The following is an 18,365-nucleotide window of genomic DNA, read 5'->3' as shown; positions in this document are numbered from 1 at the left end:
TTGGAAGGCCTCTGAGGTTGCTACCATGAGTGGATACCAGTTTTGGTGGGGAGATTTGTGATGGAAACACTGCGGGGGCGTGATTTGCTGAGCATTGCCGACCTCTCACGGGCAGAGGCGGAATATCTGCTGGATTTAGCAGCACAGATGAAAATCGGCAAGGTGGCTCCCCAGTGTCCTAAGGTCTTGGGGCTGCTGTTTCAGAAGGCTTCGACCCGTACCCGTGTCAGCTTTACGGTGGCGATGTACCAACTGGGCGGCCAAGTCATTGACCTGAATCCCCAATCCACACAGGTGGGGCGTGGTGAACCGTTGCCCGATACAGCACGGGTATTGGATCGCTATTTGGATGCGGTGGCGATTCGCACCTATGGCCAGGCAGAACTGCAACTGTTTGCTGACTATGCACGAATACCGGTGATTAATGCCCTCACTGATCGCGAGCATCCCTGTCAGATTTTGGCGGATCTGCTGACGCTACGGGAATCCTTTGGCACATTGGCGGGACTGACCCTCTGCTACATTGGCGATGGCAATAATGTGGCGCATTCCTTACTACTGGGCTGTGCCCTCTTGGGGGTGAATATTCGTGTGGCTTCGCCACCGCCGTTTGCGCCTTTGCCCGATATTGTGACGCAAGCCAAGGCATTGAGTGGCGGTAAGAGTGAAGTGACTGTTCTCACGGATCCGCAGGCCGCGGCTAAGGGTGCCCATGCGCTTTACACGGATGTCTGGGCGAGTATGGGACAGGAAGCAGAAGCGGGCGATCGCCAGCCCATTTTTCAGCCCTACCAAATTAATGATCAACTGCTAGCCCTTGCGGATCCACGGGCGATCGTTCTTCACTGTCTGCCGGCTCACCGTGGGGAGGAAATTACCGCCAGTGTCCTTGAAGGGCCGCAGTCTCGCGTTTGGGAGCAGGCGGAAAATCGTCTCCATGCGCAGAAAGCTTTGCTAGCCAGTTTGTTGGGATAGGGCATGCATGAATAGCCTCTCGGATCGGCTGTTGCTGGTGGGGGCAATGATTTGTGGGGGGTTTCTGCTGCTGGCGGTTCTTGCTCCCCTTGCTCAGGCTCTTGGTTGGATTGCCAATCCCCAAGAATTTCTTGACTTTCCGATTCACGCGCCGCCTTCGCCGCAGCACTGGTTTGGCACGAATCGCTTGGGCTATGATGTCTTTTCCCGCACGATTTTTGGTGCCCAAGCAGCCTTGCAGGTGGTCTTGGTGGCAACGCTGTTGAGCTTGGTGGTGGGGGTGCCCTTGGGATTATTGAGTGGCTACCGCGGGGGCTGGCTCGATCGCGGGTTGCTCTTTTTGATGGATACGATTTACACGTTGCCGGGGCTACTCCTAGCGGTAACGGTGGCCTTTGTGGTCGGCAAGGGGGTGCTTAATGCAGCGATCGCCCTTAGTGTCGCCTATATTCCCCAGTACTATCGCGTTGTGCGCAACCACACGGTGAGCCTAAAAAATGAGGTCTTTATCGAAGCTGCCCGCGCCCTTGGTGCCTCGACCCCCCGCATTCTACAGCGGTATCTTTTGGTGAATGTGCTTCCCAGTATCCCCGTGCTCTTTACCCTCAATGCTGCCGATGCCATCCTGACCTTGGCAGGGCTGGGGTTCTTGGGCTTAGGGTTGCCGCCGCAGGTACCCGAATGGGGGCAGGATCTACGACAGGCCTTGGATGGGTTGTCGGTGGGCATCTGGTGGACGACGCTCTTTCCGGGTCTAGCCATGACATTGCTGGTCGTGGGTCTGTCGCTCCTTGGTGAGGGCTTGGGAGAACGTCTTGATCCCCGACAGTTGAGTTAACCAACAGTGCCTAATCATGCCTGATCATGTCTTGGTGACCGGTCCGAGTCGCAGTGGCAAGAGTGAATGGGCAGAAGCCGTTGCTACCCACAGCGGACAAGCAGTGATTTATGTTGCGACGGCGATCGCCCCCCCAGAGGATACAGAATGGTTGCAGCGGATTGCACAGCACCGTGCTCGCCGCCCCGCTGAGTGGCAATTGCGGGAGTGCCCCCTCGAACTAGCTGCCCTGCTGCGTGACCTGCCGCCTGATCATTGCGCCCTTGTGGATTCCTTGGGAACATGGGTGGCCAATTGCCTAGATCAATCTCAAGATCAATGGCAAGCAACCGTTACTGAATTCCTAGCGAGTGTGCAAGGGTGTGCCGCTCAACTCATTTTTGTTGCTGAAGAGGTGGGCTGGGGAGTTGTTCCTGCCTATGCCAGTGGTCGCTGTTTTCGCGATCGCCTTGGCGAACTGTGTCAGCAATTGAGTCCGTTGATGGCGGAAGTGTATCTTGTCACAACTGGCTTTGCACTGCCGCTCCACCAATGGGGTATCTGTCTCAGACATCTTAGGGATAAATTGGACTCGCAAGGATAGCCCTCAGGGGGATTCCTCAGTGGTCATAGGGGCAAGGGCAGCCACAATGGCATCGGTGACACGACGTACAGGATAAATCTCTAGCCCCGCGATCGCACAGGCTTGGTTTTCGGGAATAATGGCACGGCGAAATCCCAACTTCAGCGCCTCCCGCAGCCGTACTTCTAACTGGGAAACCGCTCGCACTTGCCCCCCTAAGCCCACTTCGCCAATGATCACGGTTTGGGGGTGCACCCAGCGATCGCGAAAACTAGCCACAACAGCCACTGCCACCCCCAGATCAGCAGCGGGTTCCGCCACATTCAGCCCGCCAGCGGACGCCACATAGGCATCTAGCTTCGAGAGGGGCACCCCTAGGCGTTTTTCTAGGACGGCGAGAATTTGCAAAAAGCGATTGTACTCAATGCCCGTGGCCGTGCGGCGTGGAGAGGGATAACTGGTGGGGCTAACTAAACTTTGCAACTCAACCACAAGCGGACGGGTGCCTTCACAGGCCACAATGGTGGCGGTACCGGGGGTTGGCTCGCGATCGCCCAAAAACAGCGCCGAAGGATTTGTGACCTCGGCTAAGCCCTGCGCGCCCATTTCAAAAACGCCAATTTCTTGACTAGCACCAAAGCGGTTTTTGACAGCGCGTACGAGGCGGTGACTGGCAAAGCGATCGCCCTCAAAGTAGAGCACGGTATCCACCAAATGTTCCAGCACCTTCGGACCGGCGATCGCCCCCTCCTTTGTAACATGCCCCACAATAAAGAGACTCATCTGCTCCCGCTTGGCTAAGCGCATCAAGGCGGCTGTGCCCTCACGAACCTGAGACACCGAGCCGGGGGCAGCCGTCAATTGGGGCAGATACACCGCTTGGATGCTATCAATAATCGCCAGATGGGGTTGCAGATGGGTCAGCTCCTGCAGGATCACCTCCAAATTCGTCTCCGCCAAAAGATAGAGCGAGGGGGAGGCGGCAATGCCCAAGCGTTGCGATCGCAATTTCACCTGCTGCACCGATTCCTCTGCACAGACATAGAGCACCCGCTGCTGTTGCCCTAAGGTGGCTGCCATCTGCAACAAAAGCGTGGACTTGCCAATTCCCGGTTCGCCGGCCACCAACACGAGGGAGCCAACCACAATCCCCCCTCCCAAAACCCGATCCAACTCGGCAAATCCGGAGGCAGAACGGCTCTGTGTCTGTTCGCTAATCTCTCCTAGAGCCTTGGCACTGCGGGGGTGGGGAGTGGTCGATTTTCGGGGGGTTGTGGGTCGAGCAGCGGTCTCTACAGGGCTAACCACCTGCTCATCAAGGGTATTCCACTGACCACAGTTGGGACAGCGACCAAAGTATTGCACAGACTCGGCACCACACTCGCGGCAGATGTACAGTACCTTGGCCTTGGGCATCCCTTGCCGAGTTCAATCCTATTGCACACCCAAAAGTTCAACGTCAAAAATCAGCGTCGCATTGGGAGGAATGACCCCGCCGGCACCGCGTGCACCATAGCCTAGGTTCGGGGGAATAATCAGCCGCCGCTGCCCCCCGACGTGCATTGAGCCAACTCCTTCATCCCAGCCTTTGATGACTTGACCGACACCAATTTGAAATTGGAAGGGCTGACCGCGATCGCGGGAGCTATCAAAAATGCGGCCATCGGTGAGCATTCCTGTGTAGTGCACCGTTACCCGATCGCCCACTTGAGGCTGCGCCCCTGAGCCGACAACCATATCTTCGTATTGCAAACCTGAAGGAGTGGTCACCACCTTTGGATTCCCCATAAGTCCCGCAGCCTCCGTTGACGCCTCTAGCGGCACACTGGCGATCGCGATCGGAGCGGCCACCAACCATACCACTACTAGGACAATACCACAGAGGAGCCAGCCGTAGGCTCGATGCACCCGTTGTCTTACCATGAGCGATTTTTTAACTCCCTAACATCCCGTTCTAGGCGATCAATGCGTCCCCGCAGTTCATCAATTTCTGACTGTTGTGGCACACCCAAGCTCTCTAGAAACTGGCGCGTTTGTCGTTGCACCGCTTCATCGAGGGAGGCGGCATCTTCTTTGAGGTGAGCAAGGACTTCATCCACCATTGCCTTGGCCTGATCGGCATTGAGGCGTCCCTCTTTCACCCATTGGTCGCTCACTTGACGCAACTTCTCGGCCACAAGGGAGGTGGTGCCAACACCAATTAAAAGCAATTGCTGAAGCAGATTTTGCTGGTTCATGGGGCACGTTCAAAACGCCTATCTTGTATTGTGCCATTGGCTCCTAGGCTTGCGGTAAGATGAGGGAGAGGTCAAGTTGTATAGATTCGCATCGCCAGCGAGGTTAAGGATGATTGAAAAAATTGCCATTGGTCTGTGGGCATTTTCAGCAGTTGGCCTGATTGTATTGGTCTTGCTCCACAGTCCCAAGGGGGATGGCCTCGGTGGTATTGGCGGTCAAGCCCAGCTCTTTACCAGCACCAAAAGTGCAGAAGCGACCTTAAACCGTGCCACGTGGACTTTGACAGTGTTGTTTATGGCGCTTACCGTTGCTCTGAGTGCCGGTTGGCTGCGCTCAATTTAGTTTGGGTTAGCGTGTCTTTCTCCTTTGCGATTCGTGCAGCGACCCCGGCGGATGTTCCAATCATCTTCCAACTGATCCAAGCGCTTGCGGCCTATGAAAAGCTCAGCCACGCAGTAACGGGCACAGAGGAGGCGCTACGGCAGCATTTGTTTGGCGATCGCCCCTACGCCGAGGTACTTCTTGCCCATACCCCCACAGACGTTATTGGCTACGCCCTGTTTTTCACCACCTACTCCACATTCCTCACCCGCCCCGGCCTTTGGCTAGAGGATTTGTTTGTCCTTCCTGCCTATCGGCGTCAAGGGGTGGGCACTGCTCTGCTGAAGGCATTAGCCCGGCTAGCCAGCGATCGCGACTATGGCCGTATCGAGTGGAGCGTCTTGGACTGGAATACTCCTGCGATTCAATTCTATGAGCGCATGGGTGCGACTGTGCTACCTGACTGGCGTATCTGCCGCCTCAGTGGTGATGTTCTCAAGCACTTCGGACATCCTGACAAGCCTGTGTGACCCGTCGCCCCAGATAGCGGCCAAGGGTGTAGGCCAACCATTCCAGATCCCTTGAGGTCACGCTAAGGGCATTTTCAGTCAGTTCGATCGCTTGGCTACCGGCACGAATCACCAGTTTGCTCGATAGCTCTTGGCGATCGCCCTCGCGATCGCGGTACGTGCTGTGGGGCTGAAATTCAATCTGTTCAATCACTTCAAGCGGCAGGACTTTAGGACGACGCCAGCGGAAACCAAGGATATGTTCATAGAAGCGCAGATCCTTACGGGTGACCATCAACACCTGCCATCCCAATAGCATGTAAAGAATGCCGCCAATGAGGCCTAAACCGACAGCAAGATGACCAGTAGCAAAAACAGCCATCAGCCAAAAGCCAGAACTAATCGCTAGACTGTACCAGACGACCAAGAACCCATTCCAAGCCACTGCAAAGGGAATCAGGAAGAAGAGACTGACATTAAATCCAACGGGGGGAATTTGCACCAGTAGCCCTTGGGGTGTTTCTCTCACCTGTAGGCGGGAACCGTAGGGCGGCGTTTTTGTTATGAGTGAGGCCTCGTGGGGTGATGTGTCCAGTTGCTTTAGGGCTTGGCGAGCCGCAGTCGCAGAGTCAAATCGCTCCTCAAGGGCGGGCGCGACCATTTTTTCGAGCCAGCGGATAAAAGGGGGACTCAAGGAGACCAAGGGTTGAAATTGAACCCGCAGTTCCTTTTGCGGCAGCTCATCGGGGGGAGTGCCGGTTGCTAAGTAGATGAGGGTCATGCCCAAGGCGTAGAGATCACTGGCGGGTAGGGTTTTACCGCCGAATTGTTCCGGGGGCATATAGCCATAGGTACCCACCACGGTTCGGGTGCTGCCTGCGATCGCGGTTTGTACCGCCCCAAAGTCCACAAGATAGACCTTGCCAAGATCATGACCGGAGCGATCGCCCAAGAGAATATTTGTCGGCTTAATATCGCGGTGAATCACCGGCGGTTGACGGCCATGGAGATAGATCAAAATATCCAGCAGGCGATCGGCCAGTAACCGCAAATCCTCTTCACTAAACACTCTCCCTTCTGCTTGCCATGTGGCGAGGGATTTTGCCTCAATGTAGGTTTGCACCAAAGCAAAGCCCTTGAGATCAGGGGTATTGATTTCAAAGTAGTCGAGATAGCGGGGAATGGCCGGATGATCCAAGGGTTGCAGCACAGCCGCTTCCCGTTCAAAGAGCTTAAAGTCGTCCCATGTCATGCCGCCACCAAAAAGCAGCAGCTTCAGCACCACCTGTTCATAGCGCCGCCGATCCAACGCCAGATAGGTGCGCCGCCCCGGATGAGACCCCAGTTCGCGCAGGAGTTCATAGCGATCGCCCAAAATTTGACCAATAAGCTGCGCCACAGCGTTCTCCAAGCTGGCTACCCCTATCTTAGCCATTGAGTTGCTGCACAATCTCTGGGGCAATTCTTGTGAGCACCTTGAGGGCTTTGAGGCTACCTTGAATCAAGTGTGCCGCCGCACGGGGGTTGCGGAGCATTGCGATAGCCAGTGGCCCCGGCCGCAAATTGCCTTGAGCATCAAAGGCTTGACTCAAATCGGGGAGGTCGCGATCGCCACCATCACTGATCACCCGCACCATCACCACCGGCATTCCCGCTAAAGCCTTGAGGAGTGGCACCCCTTCCATATCCACCACCTCCACCCCCCCGCGAGCCGCAAGGGTTTGTTTTTCCTGGGCCTTAGAAACGGTTTTCGCCGTTGTGATGCCTTTCACCCGTCGCCACGCAGGCGCCAATTTTGCCGATAACGTCTGGTCTAAAGAATACATTTGCCCTGCTTCATCCTGACAAGTAGTATAGACAACCACTTCACCCACCCGATCATCGGGATGCAAGCCCCCACAAACCCCCAAAATGAGAACCATGGCAGGCGATTCCTCAAGGGCACTGATCAATGCCGGTGTGGTCACTGTGGCTGCCCCTGCTCGGATCGGAATAATCACCACATTGGACGCCTGTAGCCCTCGTTGTACCGCTTGATATTCTGCCCCTTGGGGCACAAGGACGAGGCATGGAGTCATTGTTAATGAACTTTGCTGTGCTGGCCTGTTGACACAACCGCTACGCTGGGAGTACACATTTTCGAGCTGATTACCGTCTTAACTTTTGGATAGACCGATCGCGGGCAATTTAGAAACTGACCAATGGAAAGAGTGTCACACTCAAGCGTCCGCTATGGTGGACGAGAGGCATTTTCCGCCAAATCTGATACCGTTGTTAATTGTTGAAGCTATGTTATTGTTCTGGCAAATTGTGAGCTATCCACCATTGTACCTCAGGCAATCTCGGCAACTGTCACAGGCCACCTAGACAAACAAAAATGAGTATGATAGCTATAGATTTTGCTCAATCCTTGTTTGTGGAAGTCGTCCCCTGCTGGGTTGCGATCGCGAGACCCTTTTGGAGAATCGTGAATTGACTGCCCTAGAGTGTTGGCCTGAGGAACGGTCGAGGATTGACTCAACTATCGATCAATGCGTGTAGGAGTGAACCCCCATATGATTCAAATGGTGCTGGAGAACCCAGTTTCCGTCAAGGATGCTGAGCGCTTTTGCCAAGAGATACTCCCCCAAGTCTCGCGCACATTTGCCCTCAGTATTCGCTTCCTCCCCGGAAATTTGGGTCGGGCGGTTCTGGTGGCCTATCTCATCTGTCGCATTGCCGATACCGTTGAGGATGATCCGGTTGCCAGTATCCCCGCAAAAACCGCTCTCTTGGATCACCTGCTGGAGTGTTTTGACAGTGCCGATCTAGCCAATAGCTATGGTGAAACCGCACGGGGGGTTCAGGGGGAGCCAGCCCATGTGCAACTGGTGAAAAATACGGGACTCGTCTTTGCCCTCTACCGTTCTTTGCCCCTCACGTCCCAACAGCACGTCCAACGCTGGGTGAGCGAAATGGTGCATGGGATGAAAAAGTTTATTAACCTCTATCCCAATGGCATTCGCATTCAAACCCTCGATGAATATAAAGAGTACTGTTATTACGTCGCGGGTACCGTTGGCTATCTCCTGACGGATTTGTGGTACGAGCATTCCCCCAGCATTGGTGCCGATGAATACCAAGTACTCCTCAAGCGCTGCGCTGCCTTTGGTGAAGCGCTGCAAACGGTGAACATTCTCAAGGATATTGCTTGGGATGCGGAGCACGAAAACTCGATCTATATCCCCAATGAATCTCTGCTGCTCCAAGGCAGTAGCCACCAGTCCATCCTCAGTGCTGAGCATCTTCAGCAAAATCATGCCGCCATTAAGGAATTGATTGCCCTTGCTTGGCATGATCTCGATGAAGCTCAAGCCTACTTGCTATCCGTGCCCAAGGCGGCAATTCCGATTCGCCTCTTTTGCGTGCTGCCGCTGCTCTTTGCCTATGCCACCCTGCGGGAACTCACTCACTCGACGGCGATGCTGCAACCGGGAGGGGTAGTTAAAATTAGCCGTGCAGAGGTGAAATCCCTGATGGTCATGGGGCCTTTATCGATTCTCAGTAACCACAGTCTGCGCTGGCTGATTGGCCAAGTACGGCAAAAGCCTTTCATCCTTGGCGGACTTTAGGGAAATGTGCCAAAAAAGCCAATGGTTGGGGGAACCAGAATTCGTTAGGATAGGGGGAGATTGCTGAATTGTTGCAAATCTTCATAACTTGACATGAATTGTATTATTCACCGCCGTGCTGAGTTTGCCGCCAGTCATCGCTACTGGTTGCCAGAATGGTCTGAAGCAGAGAATTTGGCTCGGTTTGGTGCCAATAGTCGCTTTCCCGGCCACGGTCATAACTATGAGTTGTTTGTTTCAATGGGCGGCGTTGTTGATGACTTTGGCATGGTGTTGAACCTATCGGATGTCAAGCACATCATTCGCCGTGAAGTCATTGAACCCCTGAATTTTTCCTATCTCAATGAGGTGTGGCCAGAGTTTCAAGCCACATTACCCACGACTGAACATATTGCACGGGTGATTTGGGATCGACTCTCTCCCCATTTACCCCTTGTGCGCATTCAACTGTTTGAACACCCCCGCCTTTGGGCGGACTACACGGGAGACCCTATGGAAGCCTATCTTTCTGTTGGTGCTCACTTTAGTGCGGCGCATCGTCTAGCCCTTGAGGATCTCAGCTACGAAGAAAACTGCCGCATCTATGGCAAGTGTGCTCGCCCCCACGGCCATGGCCACAACTACCACGTGGAGATTACGGTCAAGGGGGCAATCCATCCGCGGACGGGCATGATTGTTGATTTGGTCAAGCTCGAGGAGGTGCTCAAGGAACAGGTGATTGAACCTTTGGATCACACGTTTTTGAATAAAGATATTCCCTATTTTGCGACGGTGGTGCCCACAGCAGAGAACATCGCCATTTACATTGCCCAGTTGTTACAGGAACCGATTCGCCAGTTGGGGGCGACGCTGCATAAGGTGAAGTTGATTGAAAGTCCCAATAACTCTTGCGAAATTCTCTGTGAGGAATTGCCCCCTCGCGATGGGGTGCTCAGTGGTGCGCTGCCAGTGTTGGAGCGAGTCTAGGTGATGTTGAGCAATATCCCTTGGCTACTAGCCGCCAGTTTACTGACAGCAACGCTGCTGATCTATTTCCCCTACATTTTTGTTGTGGTGGGGCGCTGGCAGGCGGGCTTTGATATGGCGGCTCCCCGTGCCCTCTTTGAGAAACTGCCCCCCTTTGCGCAGCGGGCAGTGTGGGCACACGAAAATAGCTTTGAAACCTTTATGCCCTTTGCAGCAGCAGTGTTGCTGACCCTTTTTGCCGGGGTGGATAATGCAACGGTGGCGATCGCCAGCCTGAGTTTTGTCGCGGCTCGCTTTTTGTACAGCATCTGCTACATTGCCAACTTTCCCCTTGGTCGCTCCCTCATGTTTGGTGTCGGCACAGCAGCCACCTTGACGCTTTTTTGGCAAAGTCTCACCGCCCTTAGCCGTTAATATAGTTTATAAAATCCTTGAGGAAATGCACTGAGCATAGAGTATTCTAAATGTCTCTTGATCATCTCCGCACGCTCTACCAGCAAGTCATCCTAGAGCACTACAAGAAACCTCGCCACCGTGGCCGCACGCAGCCTGTGGATCGTCAGCAGCGGGGACATAACCCCTCCTGTGGCGACACCATTGATTTAACCGTTGCCCTAGGCACCAATGAGCAGGGGGAGACAATCATTCAGGATATTCAGTTTGAGGGGGAAGGCTGCGCGATCGCCATGGCCTCAGCGGATTTGATGGCCGATGCCCTGCGGGGGCAACCCGTGAGTCGTGCCCTACAAATGGTGGAGCAGTTCCAAGCGATGATGAAGGGGCAGTTTGAGTTCCCTCGAGAGTTTCGCAAGCTCAATGTCATGCAGGGGGTGGCTCAGTTCCCGGTGCGGATTAAGTGTGCGACATTGACATGGCATACCCTCCGGGCAGCGTTGCAGCAGGATCAAACCCCTGTGAATGGTTTTGTCAGTAATGAGGAGGAAGAGTAGTGCTGACCCCCGCCGATTTTGCCACCTATAGCCGCTGGGCTGGCATTGCCACCCTTGTCATGGCTGGCTTAACCGCACTCACATTTGTTTTTCGCTGGGGTGTGCGCTTTCGCTTTGTTGGTATTACGGGGTTTCTCGGTGTTGTGACAGTGGGACTCTTTGCCCTGAGTATTGTACCGATTGTGCACTCCCCAGTGCCCGGTGCCGGCAAATACACCCTCGTCTATGACAACGGGGCAACGCAAGTTGTGATCACAGTGCCCCCGGACATTGAGAGCAGTACCCTTGAGGCAACGCTGGTACAGGCAGCGAATGATTTATTTTCCTTGGGACGGCTCGGCCGAGGGAGCGATCGCCTGACCGTGATTGCACGAACCATCGAACATCCTGAACCGGGGGTGACTGAGCCAGTGGTTTTAGGGGTGGCCACTCGTTCGTTGAGCGATCGCACCGATACAAATGTGACGGTCAAACTACTTAAAGGTTAGCCTTGTGTATGCTATATTAGGAATTCCGAGGACGCATAGCTCAGTTGGTTAGAGCACCACGTTGACATCGTGGGGGTCACTGGTTCGAGTCCAGTTGTGTCCATCCTCCTAAAATCTTCACTTCAAAGAAAAACATCCCAGTTAAGTCCCCAAAAAGATCTAGGGAAAGGTTTTTGCCAATGCTTTCTTGGCTGCGAACTGCAAACTGTGCCCTCAATTGCTAAGCTTTTGAATGCGGACGGAGGGACTTGAACCCACACACCTTGCGGTACTAGAACCTAAATCTAGCGCGTCTGCCAATTCCGCCACGTCCGCAGCAAACTTAGTTTAGCGCACTTTGAGTAGGGAGTGCCCGAGTTTAGTAATGGTTCCCCACTTTGCGATGGTGCACAGCAGTCATGCCATCGGGCTTTGAGACGCGACCATTATCCACAGTACTATAGACAATCCAGTGATCGTGGGCATCCAGACGGCTGACAACGGTACATTCCATATAGGCAAGGGCATCGGCCAAAATGGGACTGCCATTACTGGCTGGATAGGTTTTCACATGGGCAAAGCGATCGGCGCCCGGTGGGAATCGCTTTAGGAAATGGCGCATCAGGGGCTGGTAGTTCCCTTCTTCAAGAACATTGAGGACAAAGGTATCCCCCACGTGTAGAAAGGACTCAATGGCCCGATCCTTGGCCACCGCAATGGAAACCCCAAGAGGTTCGGTACTGGCCTGGGCCACCCAAGAGGCCAACATGGCACTGTTAATGGCACCTTTTTGGGCGGTGATAATGTATAGCCCACCGCTCAGGCGACCCAAGGCTTTATCGAGGTCAGTATCCAAGGCTTTCATCTGCTTGACGGTGCGATCGCGCAACAGCCATTGACCCATGTCAGTACCCGCTTCTTCCGCCTCTTGGAACAGTGCCTCAGTGGGCGCTGCTGTGACCCGAATCACAGGAAATGAAGGCGTCAGTCCCGCATCCCGAAACTGATTCAGCAGGGGATAGGCGGGTTCAGCGTCGGCCACACCACTTTCAAAGACCCCAATGGCCTGTTTGGCATGGGCAGCCGCACGAATCGTACTCAGGGCAGTTTTAGCAACGGCAGTGGTGGGCGGTGTACCGATAATGATCCCAGCAGCAATCTCGGTGAGTTCGCGAATATCTTGGGGTTCAGCGGTGAGCAGATCCATTTTTTCAACAACAACCCCAGTTTTGGCGGCTCCCCGTTCGATCGCCTCTGCCAGAGCATTGGCATAACCATAGTTAGCAGCATAGAAAATGGCCACCGTTGTTGCTGCTTTGGCCTGCTCTTGACTCCAGTTGCGGTAGGAATCTAGCCACTGCGGGAGATGATGGCGCAGCAGTGGGCCATGACCGGTGGCAACTAGTTGCACGGGGGGCAGGGGTTCCAAGCGCTTGAAGGCGGAGAGGACGGAGCGGGCATTGGGTCCCATGAGGCAGTCGTAGTAAAACTTGAAATCTGGCGCTAGCAGTTCAGGTTCTGTGTCAAAGGGATCATCATTGCAGAAGTGGGCACCAAAAACATCACAGGTAAAGAGGGTCTGGGTGCCGTGATCATAGGTGAGGATGGTGTCGGGCCAGTGGAGATTGGGAGCCATCACAAACTCAAGGACATGCCCTTTCCCCAAGTCAAGGCGATCGCCATTTTTCACCTGTCGCTGACTAAAGGGCTGATGGATCAGATCCCCCAGAAACTGTAACGCCACCTTTGAGGCCACCACGGTTACATGGGGGGCTTTTGCCAATACGTCCTTGACGAGGCCACTGTGGTCAGGTTCGGTATGGCTGACGATGAGATAGTTCAAGTCACTGGGGTTCACCCGTTGCCAGAGTTGCTCGAGGTAGCGATCGCCAAACTTGGCATGGGACGTATCTACGAGGGCAATCTGTTCCCCTTTGATCAGAAAGGAATTGTAGGTGGTGCCATTTTCAAGGGCAAACTCAATATCAAAGCGATCGCGATCCCAATCTAGGCAGCGAATTGCCGTCGTATCAGCGGCGATCTCCAACACCTGCAGGGTTAAGCGCGGCGGACGCTTGGCAGTCGTGACGGCCATTGGCAGTTCCTCAACCTTATGAAACTACCTTTTATAGTGACACATGAAGAAAGGTAACAGGATTCAAAGTTTTTAATAGCGGTGATAACAGGCTTTACAAAGGGCAATGCCTATGCGGGTTCAAGGGGTGCCATTGTCAGCCCCGCCCGCAAAAGTTGCTCATGGTACAGTTCCGCCTGTTCTTGGGGCCCCACCCAAACAATGGCTTGGCCTTCGTAATGAACTTGATTCGTTAATTCCCACGCGCGATCGCTGGTCATGTTGGGAATATATTTCATTAAACAGTTAGCAACGTGCTGAAAGGTATTGAAGTCATCGTTGAGGACAATGACTTTGTAGTTGGGGTAGTGCTTGCGAATAACCTGTTGCCGCTCTTGGGGAACAACGCTAGGCATAGGCCAAACAAAACAACAACAATACTATTTCTGAGTTTTAGTTTAGCGCATTGGCCGGGGACTGGCTGCAATAGGCCTCTTGGGCACAGGCTTATGCTATAGCTAGACTTAGGGTGAAAAACTTGGGGGCATCAATAATGACGGCAATGAATGTGTTGGGAACACCCTTGGTGTGCTGCTGTCAAAATCCACTCACAGGATTCTATCGCGATGGTTTTTGTCGGACGGGGGCAGGAGATGTCGGTGCCCATGTGGTCTGTGCGCAAATGACCGCCGAATTTCTCACCTTTACCCGTTCGCGGGGCAATGATCTTTCGACGCCAGTGCCCGCCTATCAATTTCCGGGGCTGAAACCGGGCGATCGCTGGTGTCTGTGTGCCTCCCGTTGGCGGGAAGCCCTAGAGGCTGACGTAGCTCCCCCAGTAATTCTGGAAGCAACCCATGTCAGTGCCCTTGAGTATGTCTCCCTAGAGGATTTGAAAGCCCACGCCCTTGGTGGTAACCAGCAACCGTGATCTGGGGAATACTCAAGTATGCCCGATCCAGAATCCGATTTTCGCTTAGATCCTCGCTATATTGCGGGTTTAGCGGCCTTTAATCGCGGAGATTATCAACTGGCGATCGCCGCCTTCAAAGCCGTCATTGCCAGCCACGGTCAACGCCGCGAAGGTCTCAAGGCTCATCTGCACCTGATTAAAGCCTATGCCCACACCCGCCAGTGGCAAGAGGCCATTGATCTGTGTCAACTCCTAGCGCGATCGCCCCTCCCCTCCATTCAGGCTTGGGCGCAAAAACATCTGCCAGAGTTAGAACGCTATTTGGATGAGGAACCCACTTCCTCCTACCTTGAGTGTGTTTCAGCGCCGAGTTCAAGGCCGCCTATGCAACTGCGACCGGTGCCTCGCATTTATCTCTGGCTAAGTCAGGGGGCAACACTGCTGCTGATCGCGTGGCTACTCCAAAAACCGCTACAGGTTTTGATTGCAGGCCTCCTCAACTACGCCAATGATCCACTGGCACTCCTGCGGGGCTGGGAAGGGGTGATGGCGTGGTTTTTGCTGGGCTGCTTGGGATTGGGGTTACTCAGTGGTGGCAGTTGGCTGTGGTCATGGCGATTGCGAGCTGGCTATGGTTTGCGCCCTCTGAGTCTTGGCGAACTTGAGGAGTATAGCCCCGAAACGGTGATGCTCTTGGGGCGTTTGTCGTGGTCGTGGTGGCAACCCCGTCCCCAAATAGGCTGCTTGATGACGGCAGCACCGATCATTTTTAGCTATGGACGCTGGCAGCGCCGCATTATTGTCAGCGAAGGTCTATTGCGATCGCTCTCTGGCGAGGAACTGCTGGCTTTAATAGCCAGTGAAATTGCCCAACTACGGCTGGGGCTGAATACCCTAGTGACCCCCCTTGTACTGCTATTGCAACTGCCCTATGACTTGTACTGTTGGTGCAGCCGTTGGGGCGATCGCTTTGCCCCTCCCTATGGCAAGCACTGGAGACGGCGGATCATCAGGGGTACCCTCTATCTCCTCTGTGCCATGGTGGGTCAGGGGAGTTATCTTCTCTTCCGCGGACTAGAGATGCTCTGTTTCTGGAGTAATCAACTGCGGCAGTATTATAGCGATCGCCAAGGGGCAGCCTTGATCGGTAATCCCAATACCCTTGTGATGGCTTGGTTTCGCCTCATGGCAGCCACAGCAACGACGGTGTGTGCCCAAGGGGAAATCGGTGCCCCCCTAGAATCCTTGCGCCTGCTTCTACCCCTAAATCCAACCCAAGCTGCCCTGTGGGGCAATCAACCCCTCGATTGGCCAATGCTGCTCCGCTGGGATACCGCCCATCCCCTGCGGTATTGGTTTCGCTTGACCTCCTCCCATCGTCCCCTTGGACTACGCCTGCAAGCCCTGATGACCTATGCGCGGCAATGGCGACTGGAACCCCTGCTTTCCCTGCCCTCGACTTCCTCCCTTCGCTGTCAACGGGCTGGGCAACAACTGGCTCCCTTCTGGGGGGCGATCGCGGGAGTCATCACGACGATTATCCTCACGGGCGTTGGTCAATTTGCACTGCGGGCGGGGACGATCGCCTTTCCTCTGTGGTGGTTGGCGGATTGGTCTACCTTGGCACGGGGCTTCATTCCCATTGGCCTTGGGTTAGGTCTCTTTTTACGCCTGAATGCCTACTACCCGCCTCGGCCTCCGCAAACCTACACCTTGGGTCAGCTTCTTCATCGTCTTTTGCCCCTTGATAGTCCCGTTGCCGAGCTAAAGGGGCATTTACGGGCAGTGACGGGCTTGCGCAATGGTCTAGGACAGCACCTGTGGCTGGAGACGGATCAGGGCTTGTTTCCCCTGCGCTGCCATCGAGCTTGGGGGCCGATTTGGCCAATCCTTGAGCCAGCCTATCTGAAAACCTTGGCGGGGCGATCGCTGGTGGTACGCGGCTGGTTTCGACGTGGGACAGTTCCCTTTGTTGAGCTGAGTGAGTGGCACTCCCCGGATTTACAGCAAAAGCAATCTTGGGCTGCCCCCTATTGGGCGATCGCCATTGCCACGCTCTGGATTCTCTACGGCCTCATGACACTATTGGGTTGGATCTAGACGATGCAACTTTCCCAAGCCCATCTGCGCACCCTGCAAACCTGTGCACGGCAATATCAGTACCGCTATCTTGACAGCTTGATGCTGCCAGAGGCCACACAATTAACGGAAACCACTGCCCAAAAGCAGGGTCGCGACTTCCACCGCCTGATGCAACAGCACTTTCAAGGACTCGATATCCGCCCAATTCTTGAGGCGCAGCCCGAATTACAACCGTGGTTTGCGGCCTTTCAAACCATGCCACCGCCCATGATTGAGGGTCAAGGGGAAGCAGAGCATGTCCGCAGTCTGGGCTGGCAGGAATTCACCCTTGTGGGCGTGTATGACTACGTGATTTTTGGCCAAGGGCAAGCGCAGATTCTCGATTGGAAAACCTATGCCCACCCACCCGCCCCAGACACCTTAGCCCGTCATTGGCAGACTCGCCTTTACTGTTATCTCCTAGCAGCCACTAGTCCCTACCCCCCCAGCCAGATTTCCATGACCTACTGGTTTGCCCAAGGAGAGAAGGGAGCAAATTTCTACGCCTTTCCCTACAGTGAGGCCATCCACGAGCAAATCCACCACACCCTAGAGCAGTGCCTTAACCAACTGCGCCAATGGCTGCCAGCCTATGAGCAGGGGCAGAATCTCCCTCAAGTTTCCGAGACCCAAGTGTCGAAATACTGCTATGAGTGCCCCTTTTGTGAACGGTGTCAGCGTGGCCAGCCAACTTCTGTTTCGACCATTGACCCGTTCCTAGCCGTGCTCAAAGACTTGGGTGTACCCCGCTAAATCCAGATCCACAATCGCGGGCAGGCAACTCAGTGCCGTTTGCACTAACTCAAAGCGTTCTTCCCGTTTCAGCATGGCTGTGAGCTGCTGCCGCAGGGGAATCAGATAGCGCACATCATTGGCCGCATACCGCAGTTGATCTTCCCGCAGGGCCATGGCATTGCCCCAGTCGGAACTTTGGGCGGATTTATCAATTTCTATGCCCAACAAATCCAAGACCAAGTCCTTGAGGCCGTGGCGGGGGGAATAGGTACGGGCAATCTTGCTGGCAATTTTGGTGCAGAAGACAGGGTGAACCCGAATCCCCAAGTGGTAGCGCAACGTGGCCAAATCAAAGCGGGCATAGTGAAAGATTTTGGTAATGCAGGGGTGCTCGAGGAGTTGCTGCAGGTGGGGAGCCTCTTTCTGGCCACGGGCAATCTTGATCACTGCTACTTGTCCCTCTGGGTCGCACACCTGCACCAAGCACAGGCGATCGCGGGGAATATTCAAGCCCATGGTTTCCGTATCCACGGCCAACTGATCCGCATTCAGAAAGTGCGCTAAGGCCGTCGCACTTAAATCGTGGTCAAAACACTCAAGGGGAAAATCCAGCTCCATGATTCGCTCGCAAACTACGTCGGGGGCAATTCTGAGGACTGCTCTTTGGCGACATCAATGCGTTCCAATTGCCAGAGAATTTGGTTGCTTTCACGGCGCACCCGCGAGATCTGCCAATTGCGCCATGTCCATTCTTCACCGCGACTGGTGACGGCACTGGCGTGCACATCCATCAATTCTGCCAATTCACCACTGGTAATCAAGTATTTACCAGCCGCCAATTCATCGGCAACCCGCAGTGTCACAATTAATTCTTCAAGGCGGGCGCGGCGCTCAGACCACTGGGGCGATTTTCCCCCCAACCATTCACCGTCACCATCGACCCCTAGGGATGGTTGCACCATGGCTTTCTTCTCGCGATCAACATTGCTCCAAAAATCTTAGCGAGAAACGATGTGATTTTTAACCCACCTAGGCGATCGCCCACCACGCCGAGGATAGGGCTAGAATAGTTTTAAGATTTGTTA

General features: G+C 54.4%; 22 protein-coding genes and 2 tRNA genes. 14 read left to right on the top strand and 10 right to left on the bottom strand.

Annotation, left to right across the window (positions count from 1 at the left end; genetic code table 11):
- Positions 1-60 precede the first annotated feature (60 nt).
- The 3 genes from argF to cobU are packed head-to-tail and all read left to right on the top strand — an operon-like array spanning position 61 to position 2,396.
- On the top strand, positions 61-975 hold the full coding sequence (argF, locus tag RHJ02_RS01685; RefSeq protein ID WP_206200797.1) for an ornithine carbamoyltransferase: 915 nt from the start codon (positions 61-63) through the stop codon (positions 973-975).
- A gap of 7 nt (positions 976-982) precedes the next feature.
- Positions 983-1,813: an ABC transporter permease gene (locus RHJ02_RS01680; protein WP_206200796.1), complete on the top strand. Its 831-nt coding sequence runs from the start codon at positions 983-985 to the stop codon at positions 1,811-1,813.
- A gap of 16 nt (positions 1,814-1,829) precedes the next feature.
- Entirely contained in the window at positions 1,830-2,396 is a 567-nt protein-coding gene (gene cobU, locus RHJ02_RS01675; RefSeq protein ID WP_310743282.1) for a bifunctional adenosylcobinamide kinase/adenosylcobinamide-phosphate guanylyltransferase, read from the top strand.
- Between the two features lie 3 nt (positions 2,397-2,399).
- On the opposite strand, the gene radA is transcribed toward cobU, so the two are convergent.
- The 3 genes from radA to RHJ02_RS01660 are packed head-to-tail and all read right to left on the bottom strand — an operon-like array spanning position 2,400 to position 4,612.
- Positions 2,400-3,791, bottom strand: a complete 1,392-nt coding sequence (gene radA, locus RHJ02_RS01670; protein ID WP_310800387.1) for a DNA repair protein RadA — start codon at positions 3,789-3,791, stop codon at positions 2,400-2,402.
- Positions 3,792-3,809: 18 nt separating this feature from the next.
- Complete coding sequence (locus tag RHJ02_RS01665; RefSeq protein ID WP_149821090.1) at positions 3,810-4,298, bottom strand: FKBP-type peptidyl-prolyl cis-trans isomerase; 489 nt, start codon at positions 4,296-4,298, stop codon at positions 3,810-3,812.
- Positions 4,292-4,612 (bottom strand): phasin family protein, encoded by a 321-nt coding sequence (locus RHJ02_RS01660; protein ID WP_149821092.1) that lies wholly within the window; start codon positions 4,610-4,612, stop codon positions 4,292-4,294. Before RHJ02_RS01660 ends, RHJ02_RS01665 begins: the two co-directional genes overlap by 7 nt.
- A 109-nt stretch (positions 4,613-4,721) precedes the next feature.
- On the opposite strand from RHJ02_RS01660, the gene secG reads away from it, so the two are divergent.
- Complete coding sequence (gene secG, locus RHJ02_RS01655; RefSeq protein WP_149821094.1) at positions 4,722-4,955, top strand: preprotein translocase subunit SecG; 234 nt, start codon at positions 4,722-4,724, stop codon at positions 4,953-4,955.
- An 11-nt stretch (positions 4,956-4,966) separates the two neighbouring features.
- A complete protein-coding gene (locus tag RHJ02_RS01650) occupies positions 4,967-5,464 on the top strand; it encodes a GNAT family N-acetyltransferase (RefSeq protein WP_206200793.1) in 498 nt (165 codons plus the stop codon).
- Here the strand turns inward: RHJ02_RS01650 and RHJ02_RS01645 are convergent.
- The gene (locus tag RHJ02_RS01645) at positions 5,430-6,842 is read right to left on the bottom strand and encodes a serine/threonine-protein kinase (RefSeq protein WP_225901616.1); all 1,413 of its coding nucleotides are present in this window, start codon (positions 6,840-6,842) and stop codon (positions 5,430-5,432) included. The two genes, RHJ02_RS01650 and RHJ02_RS01645, sit on opposite strands and share 35 nt — an antisense overlap.
- Positions 6,843-6,870: 28 nt before the next feature.
- Positions 6,871-7,521 (bottom strand): phosphorylase, encoded by a 651-nt coding sequence (locus tag RHJ02_RS01640; RefSeq protein WP_206200791.1) that lies wholly within the window; start codon positions 7,519-7,521, stop codon positions 6,871-6,873.
- A 477-nt stretch (positions 7,522-7,998) separates the two neighbouring features.
- Here RHJ02_RS01640 and RHJ02_RS01635 point away from each other — a divergent pair, with 477 nt between their 5' ends.
- The 6 genes from RHJ02_RS01635 (at position 7,999) to RHJ02_RS01610 (ending at position 11,561) form a co-directional block, all read left to right on the top strand.
- On the top strand, positions 7,999-9,054 hold the full coding sequence (locus RHJ02_RS01635; protein ID WP_206200790.1) for a phytoene/squalene synthase family protein: 1,056 nt from the start codon (positions 7,999-8,001) through the stop codon (positions 9,052-9,054).
- A gap of 93 nt (positions 9,055-9,147) precedes the next feature.
- Positions 9,148-10,020 carry a 6-carboxytetrahydropterin synthase gene (locus RHJ02_RS01630; protein ID WP_206200789.1) on the top strand — a complete coding sequence of 291 codons (873 nt, stop codon included), beginning with the start codon at positions 9,148-9,150 and terminating at the stop codon, positions 10,018-10,020.
- A gap of 3 nt (positions 10,021-10,023) precedes the next feature.
- Positions 10,024-10,434, top strand: coding sequence for an MAPEG family protein (locus RHJ02_RS01625; protein WP_302677119.1), 411 nt, complete (start codon positions 10,024-10,026; stop codon positions 10,432-10,434).
- Positions 10,435-10,484: 50 nt separating this feature from the next.
- Positions 10,485-10,970, top strand: a complete 486-nt coding sequence (sufU, locus tag RHJ02_RS01620) for a Fe-S cluster assembly sulfur transfer protein SufU (protein WP_206200787.1) — start codon at positions 10,485-10,487, stop codon at positions 10,968-10,970.
- The gene (locus tag RHJ02_RS01615) at positions 10,970-11,458 is read left to right on the top strand and encodes a Ycf51 family protein (RefSeq protein WP_206200786.1); all 489 of its coding nucleotides are present in this window, start codon (positions 10,970-10,972) and stop codon (positions 11,456-11,458) included. Before sufU ends, RHJ02_RS01615 begins: the two co-directional genes overlap by 1 nt.
- Before the next feature lie 29 nt (positions 11,459-11,487).
- Positions 11,488-11,561, top strand: a tRNA-Val gene (locus RHJ02_RS01610).
- Positions 11,562-11,691: 130 nt separating this feature from the next.
- Here the strand turns inward: RHJ02_RS01610 and RHJ02_RS01605 are convergent.
- The 3 genes from RHJ02_RS01605 to clpS form a co-directional block, all read right to left on the bottom strand.
- Positions 11,692-11,773, bottom strand: a tRNA-Leu gene (locus tag RHJ02_RS01605).
- 43 nt (positions 11,774-11,816) lie between these two features.
- Positions 11,817-13,532: a diflavin flavoprotein gene (locus tag RHJ02_RS01600; protein ID WP_302678679.1), complete on the bottom strand. Its 1,716-nt coding sequence runs from the start codon at positions 13,530-13,532 to the stop codon at positions 11,817-11,819.
- 110 nt (positions 13,533-13,642) lie between these two features.
- Positions 13,643-13,927 (bottom strand): ATP-dependent Clp protease adapter ClpS, encoded by a 285-nt coding sequence (gene clpS, locus RHJ02_RS01595; protein WP_206200784.1) that lies wholly within the window; start codon positions 13,925-13,927, stop codon positions 13,643-13,645.
- A gap of 134 nt (positions 13,928-14,061) precedes the next feature.
- Here clpS and RHJ02_RS01590 point away from each other — a divergent pair, with 134 nt between their 5' ends.
- Genes RHJ02_RS01590 through RHJ02_RS01580 form a run of 3 tightly spaced genes read left to right on the top strand, consistent with a single transcriptional unit; the run spans position 14,062 to position 17,298 of the window.
- Positions 14,062-14,442: a DUF2237 family protein gene (locus RHJ02_RS01590; protein ID WP_225901683.1), complete on the top strand. Its 381-nt coding sequence runs from the start codon at positions 14,062-14,064 to the stop codon at positions 14,440-14,442.
- Positions 14,443-14,460: 18 nt separating this feature from the next.
- Entirely contained in the window at positions 14,461-16,524 is a 2,064-nt protein-coding gene (locus tag RHJ02_RS01585) for a zinc metalloprotease HtpX (protein ID WP_310800386.1), read from the top strand.
- A 3-nt stretch (positions 16,525-16,527) separates the two neighbouring features.
- Positions 16,528-17,298 (top strand): PD-(D/E)XK nuclease family protein, encoded by a 771-nt coding sequence (locus RHJ02_RS01580; RefSeq protein ID WP_310743279.1) that lies wholly within the window; start codon positions 16,528-16,530, stop codon positions 17,296-17,298.
- Here the strand turns inward: RHJ02_RS01580 and RHJ02_RS01575 are convergent.
- Both RHJ02_RS01575 and RHJ02_RS01570 read right to left on the bottom strand, forming a co-directional pair.
- Entirely contained in the window at positions 17,263-17,898 is a 636-nt protein-coding gene (locus tag RHJ02_RS01575; RefSeq protein WP_310743278.1) for a ribonuclease H-like domain-containing protein, read from the bottom strand. The two genes, RHJ02_RS01580 and RHJ02_RS01575, sit on opposite strands and share 36 nt — an antisense overlap.
- Positions 17,899-17,912: 14 nt before the next feature.
- Positions 17,913-18,242: a hypothetical protein gene (locus tag RHJ02_RS01570; RefSeq protein WP_310743277.1), complete on the bottom strand. Its 330-nt coding sequence runs from the start codon at positions 18,240-18,242 to the stop codon at positions 17,913-17,915.
- Positions 18,243-18,365 lie beyond the last annotated feature (123 nt).

The organism is Thermosynechococcus sp. TG215, assembly GCF_031583455.1.
In the GTDB taxonomy this organism is placed as follows: domain Bacteria; phylum Cyanobacteriota; class Cyanobacteriia; order Thermosynechococcales; family Thermosynechococcaceae; genus Thermosynechococcus.
The sequence above is the reverse complement of the archived record's forward strand: the minus strand, read 5'-3'. Positions and strand labels throughout refer to the sequence as shown.

Coding starts and splice junctions, on each gene's coding strand:
- RHJ02_RS01600 (WP_302678679.1), bottom strand. CDS start 13,532: ATGGCCGTCACGACTGCCAAGCGTCCGCCGCGCTTAACCCTGCAGGTG.
- RHJ02_RS01570 (WP_310743277.1), bottom strand. CDS start 18,242: ATGGTGCAACCATCCCTAGGGGTCGATGGTGACGGTGAATGGTTGGGG.
- cobU (WP_310743282.1), top strand. CDS start 1,830: ATGCCTGATCATGTCTTGGTGACCGGTCCGAGTCGCAGTGGCAAGAGT.
- radA (WP_310800387.1), bottom strand. CDS start 3,791: ATGCCCAAGGCCAAGGTACTGTACATCTGCCGCGAGTGTGGTGCCGAG.
- RHJ02_RS01635 (WP_206200790.1), top strand. CDS start 7,999: ATGATTCAAATGGTGCTGGAGAACCCAGTTTCCGTCAAGGATGCTGAG.
- RHJ02_RS01660 (WP_149821092.1), bottom strand. CDS start 4,612: ATGAACCAGCAAAATCTGCTTCAGCAATTGCTTTTAATTGGTGTTGGC.
- RHJ02_RS01580 (WP_310743279.1), top strand. CDS start 16,528: ATGCAACTTTCCCAAGCCCATCTGCGCACCCTGCAAACCTGTGCACGG.
- clpS (WP_206200784.1), bottom strand. CDS start 13,927: ATGCCTAGCGTTGTTCCCCAAGAGCGGCAACAGGTTATTCGCAAGCAC.
- sufU (WP_206200787.1), top strand. CDS start 10,485: ATGTCTCTTGATCATCTCCGCACGCTCTACCAGCAAGTCATCCTAGAG.
- RHJ02_RS01680 (WP_206200796.1), top strand. CDS start 983: ATGAATAGCCTCTCGGATCGGCTGTTGCTGGTGGGGGCAATGATTTGT.
- RHJ02_RS01575 (WP_310743278.1), bottom strand. CDS start 17,898: ATGGAGCTGGATTTTCCCCTTGAGTGTTTTGACCACGATTTAAGTGCG.
- RHJ02_RS01585 (WP_310800386.1), top strand. CDS start 14,461: ATGCCCGATCCAGAATCCGATTTTCGCTTAGATCCTCGCTATATTGCG.
- RHJ02_RS01640 (WP_206200791.1), bottom strand. CDS start 7,521: ATGACTCCATGCCTCGTCCTTGTGCCCCAAGGGGCAGAATATCAAGCG.
- argF (WP_206200797.1), top strand. CDS start 61: ATGGAAACACTGCGGGGGCGTGATTTGCTGAGCATTGCCGACCTCTCA.
- secG (WP_149821094.1), top strand. CDS start 4,722: ATGATTGAAAAAATTGCCATTGGTCTGTGGGCATTTTCAGCAGTTGGC.
- RHJ02_RS01630 (WP_206200789.1), top strand. CDS start 9,148: ATGAATTGTATTATTCACCGCCGTGCTGAGTTTGCCGCCAGTCATCGC.
- RHJ02_RS01665 (WP_149821090.1), bottom strand. CDS start 4,298: ATGGTAAGACAACGGGTGCATCGAGCCTACGGCTGGCTCCTCTGTGGT.
- RHJ02_RS01625 (WP_302677119.1), top strand. CDS start 10,024: ATGTTGAGCAATATCCCTTGGCTACTAGCCGCCAGTTTACTGACAGCA.